Source organism: Thermocoleostomius sinensis A174 (assembly GCF_026802175.1).
GTDB lineage: Bacteria > Cyanobacteriota > Cyanobacteriia > Elainellales > Elainellaceae > Thermocoleostomius > Thermocoleostomius sinensis.
Genome location: NZ_CP113797.1, coordinates 5,493,123 through 5,504,778 on the forward strand (window position 1 = coordinate 5,493,123; position 11,656 = coordinate 5,504,778).

Consider the following 11,656-nt stretch of genomic DNA (forward strand, 5'->3'; position numbering starts at 1 on the left):
TGGTAGAGTACCCGAATACCGCGATATCTTAGACCATTCAACGAGTTTTAGTCCAACTCCTTAGGAGCGATTCATGAAGCGATTCATAAATTAATGCGCTGACCCTGCTGGAACTGCGATCGTCCTTTGCCCACAAAAACCGAACTCATAAAAAACCGACAGTCCCAAATGGAAGCTGTCGGCAAGTCGTGTGTTCCCTGTTGATGACTCGGCTAGAGTTGAGTCTTCTTAAGTATGCGTGTGTCGCAAGCCAGTGATTGCGATCTAGATCATGACTAAGTTGTGATCTTTGTCACAGCTTAACCTTCCGGAGAATAAAATCAAGATATGTCACCTTATGTATCAAACTTTATCGTGACAGATAGTAGAGATTACTCAATGCATCCTCCTGAACACGATCGGCTGCCAAGGAACACAAAAAGCGTCACAATAAAGGAGAACCTTAAGCAAAGCTGAAGAGGTACAGCCAATGAAAGATAAAGACTATTCCTGGAAAGGAAGTCCAAATGCAGGGCTTGTTCTCAGTATCCTCGCTTTAGGGGCGGCTGTGGTTCTATTTCTTGCAGGTTTTAACTAAAAATCACGCTTTTTCACATTCCGTTCATCTTTTTCCTAGTGGTCAGGGCGGTTTTTACGGGCCGCCCTACCTATTTTCTTTTGAAGGTTCTCTAGACGTTCTTCTGCACGAATTTAGCTCGAATTTCCTCAATGCGCTTGCGATTGACGCCTAAATCTGACTGCCCTAAACGGGAAGCCGATCGTACGTGAATGACCTTAGCGGACGGATCAACAAGAAACTCGACATCATCGACATAGCCCATCAGCGCACTTGTGAATTCAACGTAGAGGTAATTTTCGTCTTCGCGAATAATTTGTGTACGCTTCATACCTTGAATCACGCCTTTCAGGGCTGTCATTGCTTCCGTAGGAGATTTGGTGTAGCTTAACGGCGCAATTTTGTGCTGCACATCTGTGTCGGGCGCTTGGCTATTGACACAGTTAGGCGTGCCGGGACAATCAGCTAACTTACCATCTGTCACGCCTAAGTTGGTCGGCCGTTTGCCAGAAAATGAAAATAGTGGTTTGCTCATAGCCATTTCCAGAGTAGCGAGGGGTATGGGATGCAGAGGCAACAAAGGCTGGGCCATTGCTGGGGCAACGGCTCCTGTCCAACAGAGTAGGACAATCCCTAGCAAGAATGCGATCGAACGCTCAACCGAAAAGCCAGATTGCTGCATAACAGTGAGCCTAGAATGTCTTTAACAATACTTTACAATGTAAAGACACCCTAAAAGTATGAAACAGCGCTGGGCCTAGCCCCAACTTATCCATCGATTGCTTCATGCTGCTTCATGCAAAATCAAGCGATTGCCCGCCGGATCGTAGGCATACACTTCTCGCCCGTGAGATGCAATCGTAATGCTGTGAGTCACTGGATGGCCGATTGCGGCTAACCGATCGATCGCGCTTTCCAGATCCTTGACTTCAAAGCAAAGGCTCATACTGCCACTAGAACCGCGATCGAATTCTGCTTGATGACTCTCTTTGGGCTTAAAAATTCCTAGTCGTAGCCCAGTTAGCTGAAACTCTGCATAAACATTGGGCATATAGATGCTTGGTTCTTGCTGAAGCAGGTGTTGGTAGAACGGCACTAGCAAGCCATCCTCCACATCTGCTAAGGCTACAAATACGGTGGTGTAGGGGAAAGACATGAGGGAAGAGGGAATGGGGAGTAGAGAGTAGGGAGTAGGCATAAAAGATAACTCTCAATCCCTCATCCGTAATGTTCAACTCCTAATTGTGAGGAATAGTTGACATTTGCGCTCGAAATTCTTCCGATCGGAGTTAAGCAGATGAACTAGAGTTAATAACAGGTGTATCGCCCTCTTGCTCACAACTCTAGAATTATTTCGCTTTTTTAAAGTCATGAAACTGGCAGCACGACTAGCAGAGATTACTCCGTCCTTAACCTTGGCGATCGATTCGAAGGCAAAGGCCATGAAACGGGATGGAGTCGATGTGATTAGCTTCAGCGTGGGGGAACCGGATTTTGATACCCCGGCTCACATTCGCTCTGCGGCGGAAGCGGCGTTGGAAGCGGGCAAAACTCGCTATGGACCGGTGGCAGGAGAACCTCAATTGCGCGAGGCGATCGCTCACAAGCTGCAAACAGATAACAATCTCTGCTACGGCCCTGACAGCATTCTTGTTACCAATGGTGGCAAACATTCGCTGTTTAACTTGATGCTGGTGCTGATTGATCCAGGTGATGAGGTAATTATTCCTGCTCCTTATTGGGTTAGTTATCCAGAAATGGTGAAGCTGGCTGGAGGTACACCAGTGATTGTGCCCACCACGATCGACAGTGGCTTCAAAATTAGCCCAGAGCAACTTCGACAAGTGATTACGCCTAAAACGAAACTGTTTGTACTTAACTCACCGTCTAATCCAACGGGGATGGTATACAGCCCGGATGAAGTGCGCGCTTTGGCGGAGGTGATTGTAGAGCACGATATTTGGGTTGTGTCCGATGAAATTTACGAAAAAATTCTCTACGACGGAGCCGAACATCTCAGCATTGGGGCAGTGGGACCCGACGCATACGATCGCACTATTGTCAGCAGCGGTTTTGCCAAAACCTATGCCATGACCGGATGGCGCGTGGGGTTCTTGGCAGGGCCTCCGGAAATTATCAAAGCTGCTAGCAAAATTCAGGGACACAGCACCTCGAATGTCTGCACCTTTGCTCAGTATGGAGCGATCGCTGCCTATGAACAGCCCCAAGATTGTGTCACGGAAATGGTGCAAGCCTTTGCCGAACGGCGTCAAGTAGTGTTGGAGTATTTGAACGCCATTCCAGGGTTTACCTGTCCTCGTCCTGATGGAGCATTCTATGTCTTTCCCAGCATTCACAAAACGGGCATGAAGTCGCTGGATTTTTGCGAGTCTTTATTGGAAACAAAACAGGTAGCGGCTGTACCAGGAATTGCCTTTGGAGCCGATGATTGTATCCGGCTTTCCTATGCCACCAGTCTGGACAATATCCGCCAAGGCATGGAGCGCTTAGCAGACTTTGTGCAAGCGTTGCTGTAAAACAGATTGCCAACATGAAAGGGTATACGTCGCGATCGTATACCCCGTGCTTGCCGATGCCGTAGATTGTCATTGCAGATCCGTGGTGAGCAGCCCTCGCCTGCAACGACAATTCATCCTTCATCGGTCATGCAGAACCCATTGCTGGGTTACAGTTTTTGACCTTAACCGTAGCTGGAGGTTCCCCGATGAAATTCAATGGTTCGATGAAAAGCTCATTTGTGACGATCGGGCTTCTGGTTTCAGCCACGCTGATTGCGGCTCCAGTAGGGTTGGCGCAAGCTCCCACGGAAACACCCACTGAGCAAGCTCCAACAGAACCAGTACCCACGGATCAACAGCCCATTGATCAAACGCCAGTAGAACCAGATCCGGTAGAAGCTCCAATCGAACAAGCTCCGGCAGAACAGAACTCTACAAGTCCAATTCCCGCCGATTACCAGGTGATTATGGGCGATGGCTGGTCATTTGCAGTGCCTTCCGACTGGCAAAATGCTCTCTCTTCGACGGCTGAACTGGGCGACGCTAGCATCGTGGCGCAACTGAATGACAACCAGAAGCAAACGGTGGTGAATTTGGTGACGCAAACCTATGACGGTAGCGGAGAAGAGTACATTCAACGCAGTGTTGCTACCCTCAACGACTTAGGCTTCACCGTCCATGCCCAAGACCCCATTTCCGTTTCAGGCTTTTCAGGAATGGCATTAGAAGTTAGCTTAACGGCTAGCGAAACTACGGTACGGTTGTGGCAACGCATGGTTGTCCGCAATGGTATGAGCTTTGCGTTGACCTGCGGCGGACCAGAGGCAAATCTGGAAGCGGCTCAACCCATTTGTGCCAATATTCTCAATTCCTTCCAAGTTATTCCCTGAATTTCGCATATAATCAGTTTCTCGCTGCTAGTTCTCACCGCATCTATTCTGCGATCGAGCAGTCGGGCGTCTATCGCGCAGATTCTTCACTATGTTGATCGATAAAACTGGCTTACTCCTCGATAATCCCAGTCAGCTAAATTACGGTATTGCCGTTACCGATGTCGATGGAGATGGAGCCTTTGAACTGTTTGTTGCCGGGTTTGGCAAGCGCAACTTAGTCCTAAAGTGGCAAGGAACAGGCTTTGTCGATATTGCCAATGAAAGACTCGCGGACGCTGAGCGGCAGGCGATCGGGGTAGCAGCGGGCGATTTGGATGGCGACGGCCGCGAAGAAATTTATGTGCTCAACACCGATGTCTTTGCCGGACGCAAGCAGTTTGGCGATCGATTGTTTGACTGGCAAGACGGTGCCTGGCACGATTTGTTCTCACTGCCGCAAAACTTAGATGCCCTAAATTTAACGGCGGGTCGATCAGTGGCTTGGATCGATCGACATGGAAATGGTCGCTATGGTTGTTTAGTGGCGAACTATGGCGGACCGATTCGGCTCTATGAGTTAAACAGCGATGGTATGTTGGCTGACATAGCCCGCGATGCAGGATTAGCCTTTATCACAGGAGGGCGAGGCATTGTCGCGTCGCCACTGGTGACAGAACGCATGGACATTTTTATGGCCAATGAAAACGGTGCCAATTTTTTGTTTCGCAATCAAGGTGATGGTACGTATGTGGATATTGCGGCGATCGCTGGGGTCAGTGACCCTTACGAACACGGGCGCGGCATTGCGGTACTGGATGCGGATGGTGACGGTCGCCTTGATTTGGTCTATGGCAACTGGGAGGGCCCGCATCGGCTGTATGCTCAGTATGCACCAGGCAAATTTCGCGATTTGGCTGCCAATGTGATGTCAATGCCGTCGCGGATTCGCACGGTGATTGCGGCTGATTTTGACAACGACGGCTACGAAGAAATTTTCTTCAACAACATTGGTCAACCCAACCGTTTATTTGGCTGGCGGGATGGCAAATGGACAGCACTTGACATTGCCGATGGATTGGAACCAAGAGGCTTGGGCACAGGCGCAGCAGTGGGCGATTTTGATGGCGATGGCCGCTTGGAACTGGTTGTGTCTCATGGCGAATCTGCGGCTCAACCCCTGTCGCTGTACCACGCAATACCGAATCACAACTTCTGGCTGCGAGTATTACCATTAACCCCGCAGGGTGCTCCAGCCCGGGGCGCGATCGTCACTCTAACAGCAAACCACCGCACCCAAATTCGATCGATTGATGCAGGCAGCGGTTATCTTTGTCAGATGGAACCCGTGGCCCATTTTGGTTTAGGGCAGGTAGAGGCGATCGATGCGATCGAAGTGCGCTGGTTGGATGGCAGGATCACGCGAATCATGACCCCTGAGCCGAACCAAACAATACGGGTGCCCTATCCTCGCTAAGTTTTTCCAGGTTACTAGTGATGAGATGGCGTAGCCCTACACTGCATCCACCATCATCTGAGCCACTTCCCGCATCCTATACTTGGCTTGCCAACCCAGTTTTGCTTTCGCTTTTGCCGCATTGCCCCGACTCACAGCAATATCTGTGGGTCGAAATAAACTGCAATCCACTTCGATATGCTCTCGCCAATTTAACCCCAAGTAGCTAAACACCTCTGCCACAAACTCCTCCAGCGTATGCGACGAGCCAGTGGCAATCACATAATCATCGGGGTGATCTTGTTGCAGCATCAAATACATGGCTTCCACATATTCCGGCGACCAGCCCCAATCGCGCTGAATCGAAATATTGCCCAAACAGAGTTTGTTGGTTTTACCCGCCGCAATTTCATGGGCACAAGCCACAATTTTTTGAGTCACAAACCGCTGGGGCCGCAGTGGCGATTCGTGGTTAAATAAAATGCCAGAACAGGTAAAGAGATCGTAAGCTTCACGGTAGTTGGCCACTTGCCAAAAAGCGGCTGCCTTAGCCACCGCATAGGGACTGCGAGGGCGAAATGGAGTTTCTTCGTCGGCTGCATCAGTCCCCGTATCGCCAAAACATTCACTGGAACCGGCATTGTAGAGTTTGATCGGGTTTCCAATAAAGCGAATCGCTTCTAAGAGATTCAGCGTTCCCAGGGTAATGCTTTCCATTGTTTCTACGGGTAGCTCGAAGGAAAGCCCCACCGAGGTTTGCCCCGCAAGATTATAAATTTCATCCGGCTGAATTTTTTTGATGACCTGAAGCACGCTGCGGAAGTCATTCAGAGCCATGGAGCAGGTTTTAATCCGATCGCGGATACCCAACCGCACCAAATTGCGGAACGTAGACATCTGGGCATCTCGTGAAGTGCCATAGACGCAGTACCCCTGGTTGAGTAACAGTTGCGCTAGATAAGCACCATCTTGTCCAGAAATGCCACAAATCAGGGCTGTTTTCATCGCTTAAATCGGGGGTAGACATGAAGAATCAGAAGGGTAGACTCAGTTCGCCTTCAGCCCTTCTGTTCCTATCATTCCCCTAGGTTCGGCTCTTCACTCAGCGGCTGAGCTTTCTCGATCGTAAACGAGATCGATCGCGGTGCTGGTGAAGTAAAGTTAGGCAATTGCACCCCCGGATAGTGGCGTGGCGGTGCGACTGTTGGCGGCGGAAAAGCGGGATGCGCAGAGGGTTGATCGATCGCTGGGGTCGATTTGGGTGGAGCAGCGGGTGGCATAGCCTGCCATTGGGTTTGTTTGGGCAAAACCTTGTTGGCGTTAGACGCCACCGCTAGCAGTGCTCCAGTGATCACAAACACAGGCATGGGCAATGTTACCCCTTGCAGCCATTGGTAAAGTTCTGCCGCTCCAAAGAAGGCCAAACAACACACGATCCACACTTGCATCAGTTTCATGCGATCGATTCACACTCCCTTTATCCAGCGTCCAATCTAGAATAGACGAGAGGCGGAGCCTTCAAACCGAAGCCCCAAAATTCTTCAATTTTGCTTATCATCTCTGTAGAGTCAGAATCATAGTTTTGGCATCTACTAGATAGAAGGAGTCTCATCAGCAGATGGTTTTGGGGCTATCTGCTCTTCTGGGGGAAAAACCGGACTTGTTTCTGCACCCGGTTGGGCATCGATCGGGTTGCTGCTGCCGGGTTGGGGTGATCTGAGGGATGCATTGCTGCAAGCTGCTTTCAAAGCAGGATCACTGTTAAGTTGTAGGGCGCTACCAAGTGAAGCACGATATCGATTGCTCGGAATCCACCCTGCTTCTCCTACCAATAAATTTTGAGGTTCAGTTGAGATTGGCTGTTTTTGAGCTTTCTGAACCCGGTTAGAGTCTAGTGAATCTATAAATTGTGCGCTATCGGACACATCGGGTCCAACATCTGGCGAAACATCTGTAACAGGTGTATCAGCAGGAGTTGCAGCCGAAACATCACACACCTTTAACCGCACCCAATCTTCATTCCTAAAGCTTGTCCGGGCAATCTCATGCACAACGCTACCCGTCACAATCTGCCGATCGAATTGTTGGGTTGTCAAACTAGACGCGACTAGAATATCCGTACTGGCTTGCAGCGGTTCAGTAAAGATGGGTGGTTCTTCTCTGCGAGCCGAAGAAGATGGCGATGAAGTAGTTCGATCGGACGGAGAATTAGCGGGGAATGGCGAATTTGGCGGCTCAGCATTCGTGACGGGAGAATTTGGGAAACGCAACAGTCGCATGGGTGCCATTAACAGGGCCGCGATCGCCAGCAAAACCCCACCTGAGAGCAGAATGCCCAAAATCAGCGGCCACAAGCTTGACCGCTTACCATCTTTGGGTTCGATTTGTCGAGTCGGAATTGAGCTTAAAGTCGATGTAGGTTGCAACTCGGAAGGATGAGATGTTCGAGTCCCTACCGTGACTGGGGCAACCGCACGAGTGCGCAATGAAGGCGATTGCAGCGTTGTCGAAGACTGCGTCGTGGTTTGGAGGGCAGAAGATTTGGCGCCTGTCACTTTGCAGTGAATAATGCCAACCGTCGAGTTATCGTAGCCATTTTGAGTATTGGCAATTTCAATCAACTGCTTGCTGACCGTTTGCAGATCCTTTCGACCATTGAGCAGCGGCAGAATTACGCTGTCCCAATGCTTTTCCACTTGATCGTTGTCACTGAGTCCATCCGAGCACAGCAGAAACACGCTGTCATCGTCCAAAATGAAGCGCTGCACCGTTGGATAGAGATTGCTGGCGCTGCCCATGCCCAACGCTTGCACCAACGATCCTGCACTCGGTTGCTGTAATGCTTGAGGATAGCTACTATAGCCCAGTCGTACCTCTCGCGATGCCACATCATCATCCTGCGTAATCTGGTGGCATCCCCACCGGGTAATTAGGTAAGCGCGGCTGTCTCCCACATGGGTAATGTATAGCTCATGAGACCGTATCAAGGCCATAACCACAGTGGTGCCCATGCGCTGGCGATCAAACCGTTGTTCTTGATCGTTTTGTTGGCTGATTAAATCATTCGCAGTGGCAACGGCTCGTTCTAACCCCATTTCCAGCGCAACAGCATCGAGTTGATCGGAATTTAGCGCTTTTACAGTTTGTTCAAGCGATTTAATAGCCAGGCTAGATGCCACGTCGCCGCCTTGATGACCGCCAATGCCATCACAAACGATCACCAGTGGGTCGGCCGGTGGAACTGTTGCTTGGGTTCCACTTTCCGGATAACAAGCGTCTTCATTCCGAGCACGGCTAGGGCCTTGATCGGTGCGAGTAGCAATGTAAATTTCGCGGGTTTGTTGCGAGTGCCCCAAGCTAGCGATCGAGCCATCTATGTACTCAATGAGGGTTTCTGCATTGCGAATACTTCCCTGGCTCAAGTCTTGAACAAGCTGCTGTAGTGGAGCTTGAACTTCAGGTTGCGCCGTTTTTACAAGCGGCAACAAAAAGTCTCCTAGGGCGGACAGTGAAACCGCATGCTGATCAAACTGTAGTTCTCGTAGCCGGACGATCGGGCCTTCGACTCGCAGCAAGTCCCAATTCAACAAACTAGAAGCAACTCCCTCAGTGCTCGCATAATCCCACAAAGTTGCTAACTGCCAGAGCCAATTTAACTGGCGTAGCGCCGAAGCCGTCTGCCACAGATCCGCCAAGCTGGGTAGAAGTTGAACGTCCGCTGCTGCGTCTATTGACGCTTGGTTTAGCACAACCCCTCGTTTTGCTAGGACCTTGGGTTCACAGAGAGGTGCTTGATCAAGCAGCAGCAACGTTGAACTGGGAGCATCCCCTGCAAACTCAATCCAATCGTAAACTTGAGGGATGTGCAGTTGATTCGGGGAAAGTTTCAAATATGGAATACAGAATTCAGGAATTTCATCTAAGTTACCAGGCAGCAACGCTGGCTTCGTGTCCAGGAAGATTTGCGGACCCTTGCACAAATAACGGTCAGCTAAGACATCCCCGGCGTTGAAGGTTGCGGCACTGTCACCGACCGCCCATAAGTAGCGACTCATTAATGGTGTGGACACGTCTGGCAGAACTTAAAGGATCTTCAGAATGTAGGAGTCTAACTGCTGCATCGGGGCAAAAGAGTAGCGTGCTCGGCTCGGCTGAAATACCTTCTAGAACGATCGCAGTCATACCAGGATATCCCAGACTCTTGCCGTCTTGCAGTACTTACACTGAAGAATTTACAGGAAACACGCAAGTAGCACGCTCTCACCAACTTGCAACACGCGAACGTTGATCCCCAACCAATCAGTTGCCCCTCACTAGTATGTCTTCACAAGCTAACCCTCGTTCTTCGGAATGGCCAAGTGATTTCCTTCAGATGGCTCAGCGTCAACCCTCGGCAAACCCAAGCTATAGTTGAGGACGCGGCTGTTGAGATTGTAAGAAATTGCGCCAGCTTGTAAGAGCGATCGAACAAAATGTTCCAAATCAGAGCCAATTCGTCGCAAATTATAATCTGTTAAATCGGCACCTGCGTAAGCCGCCACCAATTCTTCAAATTTTTGGTATACCTGTTTCAGGGCGTCGTCGTTCCAAAGTAGCTCATCGTCTGGATCGACATCGATCGTGAGCCGATCAGGACTAGGAACTAGTTCATCATTCTGAACTTCGGCCGCAAAGATGCGAATGTGACGAGTTGTTGACTTAAGCAGCATAGAGTCTCGGATTGAACGCACTAATCATAACGTTATCTTACAGGTAGGTAGGCGGCGATTGCGTTGCATTTTCTGATAAAACTCATTCACGAATCCACCATGAATCAAATTGCTGAGGACGATTCCCTCAATTGTCTCTAAATTTTATCCTTCTAAGGAAATATTGCCTAAGATAAAAAGGTGGTTAGACTGGTAGGTTGAAAATGATTTTAGTTAACCATCAGTGATGAAGATTGATTAGCTGTGGAACTGCAACAACATTCGAACCTGCACTATCCCAAGGAGTTGCTGAGAGCAATCACTTGATACTCAATCGATAGTCTCCTTTTGAACCCCAACGCCGCCTGTATATAAGCAATTGTTCTCAGTCCTGAACAAAGGAAAATTACGCATGGGTACATATCGATATCAAGGTCATCAGGATGGTAAACTGCGAAACTACAGCAATGTTCAAGATCCTCCCCCTAAACCCATTCAAGAATTGCCTGACGATTCTTCGTCTCCCCATTCTTCCAATCAAGATTGGCATACCTATGAACTGCTCCAAGACTGGCAAGTTCAGGACAAGCCACAAACTCGCCGCAAACGTCATAACTGGTTGAAAGTTGGAAAGCAGGTTGGGTCTACCATGAAAAACCTGTCTGTTGTTGTCACTGGGGGGGTTGTTGTTGTATCTACAGTGGCGTTGGTCAGCGTTTGGCGATCAGGATCACAGTTTTTAGATAGTGTTTTTGCCCGCTTCAACCAACCTCAGCCTGAGCCTACGATCGATATGCAGCCCGTTTTGGTGCAGCAATTACGTAACGCCAGCGAACTGACCACGGCTGTTTTCGCGATGCAAACCGTAGTGCCTGCTAGCCGCGATCGAACCTTTGGGGGATATGTGATTGGTCGTACAACTATGCTCTATATCGCCTATGGAGAGGTGCGAGCAGGTGTCGATTTGGGTAACTTACGCCCCGAAGATGTGCAAGTGAATGGCAGCAGCATTAGTGTGCTTTTACCGCCTCCACGCATCCTTGACAGCAAAGTCGATGTGACCCGTTCAAAAATTTACGATTACGATCGAGGATTTTTAGGTCTAGGTCCAGACGCCGCTCCACAACTGCAAGAATTTGCTCAGCAGGAAACGCTAGCACAAATTGTACAAACGGCGTGCAGTCATGGAGTATTACAAACAGCAAACGATCGAGCCAAGTTGACCGTTAGTCAGCTACTCATGACCGCAGGTTATACCACTTCTACCGTAGAAACTCAGGAACCAGCCGTAGACGCTTGTGCCACAGCGGTTCCAGCTACCACTGCGCCGATTGACCCAGCACCTTCAGATAATCCAGCGGCTCCTATGCCATCGGCTAACTCCACCCAGCCCAATTCGATCGAACCTGCAACACCGCCCGAATCATCGATTCAGCCAAATGCTCTTGAGCCATCGCAACTGGAATCTGCCTCACCTCAATAAGCTTTGACACCAAATTTGACACCAAAGGAATTTGCTCAAGTCAATGATTTAGATCACCGAACATCATTAAATTAAAAAAATATTA

General features: G+C 49.5%; 10 protein-coding genes. 4 read left to right on the top strand and 6 right to left on the bottom strand.

Features of this window, described 5'->3' with window-relative positions:
* Positions 1-668: 668 nt before the first annotated feature.
* Positions 669-1,238 (bottom strand): DUF1499 domain-containing protein, encoded by a 570-nt coding sequence (locus OXH18_RS23840; RefSeq protein WP_268610017.1) that lies wholly within the window; start codon positions 1,236-1,238, stop codon positions 669-671.
* A gap of 102 nt (positions 1,239-1,340) precedes the next feature.
* Positions 1,341-1,754, bottom strand: a complete 414-nt coding sequence (locus OXH18_RS23845) for a VOC family protein (protein ID WP_268610018.1) — start codon at positions 1,752-1,754, stop codon at positions 1,341-1,343.
* A 172-nt stretch (positions 1,755-1,926) separates the two neighbouring features.
* Here OXH18_RS23845 and OXH18_RS23850 point away from each other — a divergent pair, with 172 nt between their 5' ends.
* From OXH18_RS23850 to OXH18_RS23860, 3 genes are all read left to right on the top strand, one after another.
* Entirely contained in the window at positions 1,927-3,093 is a 1,167-nt protein-coding gene (locus OXH18_RS23850) for a pyridoxal phosphate-dependent aminotransferase (protein WP_268610019.1), read from the top strand.
* 206 nt (positions 3,094-3,299) lie between these two features.
* Complete coding sequence (locus OXH18_RS23855; protein WP_268610020.1) at positions 3,300-3,965, top strand: hypothetical protein; 666 nt, start codon at positions 3,300-3,302, stop codon at positions 3,963-3,965.
* Positions 3,966-4,056: 91 nt separating this feature from the next.
* The gene (locus OXH18_RS23860) at positions 4,057-5,421 is read left to right on the top strand and encodes a CRTAC1 family protein (RefSeq protein WP_268610021.1); all 1,365 of its coding nucleotides are present in this window, start codon (positions 4,057-4,059) and stop codon (positions 5,419-5,421) included.
* Between the two features lie 36 nt (positions 5,422-5,457).
* On the opposite strand, the gene OXH18_RS23865 is transcribed toward OXH18_RS23860, so the two are convergent.
* The 4 genes from OXH18_RS23865 to ndhM form a co-directional block, all read right to left on the bottom strand.
* The gene (locus tag OXH18_RS23865; RefSeq protein ID WP_268610022.1) at positions 5,458-6,405 is read right to left on the bottom strand and encodes a GDP-mannose 4,6-dehydratase; all 948 of its coding nucleotides are present in this window, start codon (positions 6,403-6,405) and stop codon (positions 5,458-5,460) included.
* Between the two features lie 71 nt (positions 6,406-6,476).
* The gene (locus tag OXH18_RS23870) at positions 6,477-6,857 is read right to left on the bottom strand and encodes a hypothetical protein (protein WP_268610023.1); all 381 of its coding nucleotides are present in this window, start codon (positions 6,855-6,857) and stop codon (positions 6,477-6,479) included.
* 135 nt (positions 6,858-6,992) lie between these two features.
* The gene (locus tag OXH18_RS23875) at positions 6,993-9,470 is read right to left on the bottom strand and encodes a PP2C family protein-serine/threonine phosphatase (protein ID WP_268610025.1); all 2,478 of its coding nucleotides are present in this window, start codon (positions 9,468-9,470) and stop codon (positions 6,993-6,995) included.
* 261 nt (positions 9,471-9,731) lie between these two features.
* Positions 9,732-10,109 carry an NAD(P)H-quinone oxidoreductase subunit M gene (gene ndhM, locus OXH18_RS23880; RefSeq protein WP_268610026.1) on the bottom strand — a complete coding sequence of 126 codons (378 nt, stop codon included), beginning with the start codon at positions 10,107-10,109 and terminating at the stop codon, positions 9,732-9,734.
* Between the two features lie 391 nt (positions 10,110-10,500).
* Here ndhM and OXH18_RS23885 point away from each other — a divergent pair, with 391 nt between their 5' ends.
* A complete protein-coding gene (locus OXH18_RS23885) occupies positions 10,501-11,571 on the top strand; it encodes a DUF4230 domain-containing protein (RefSeq protein WP_268610027.1) in 1,071 nt (356 codons plus the stop codon).
* Positions 11,572-11,656: the final 85 nt, after the last annotated feature.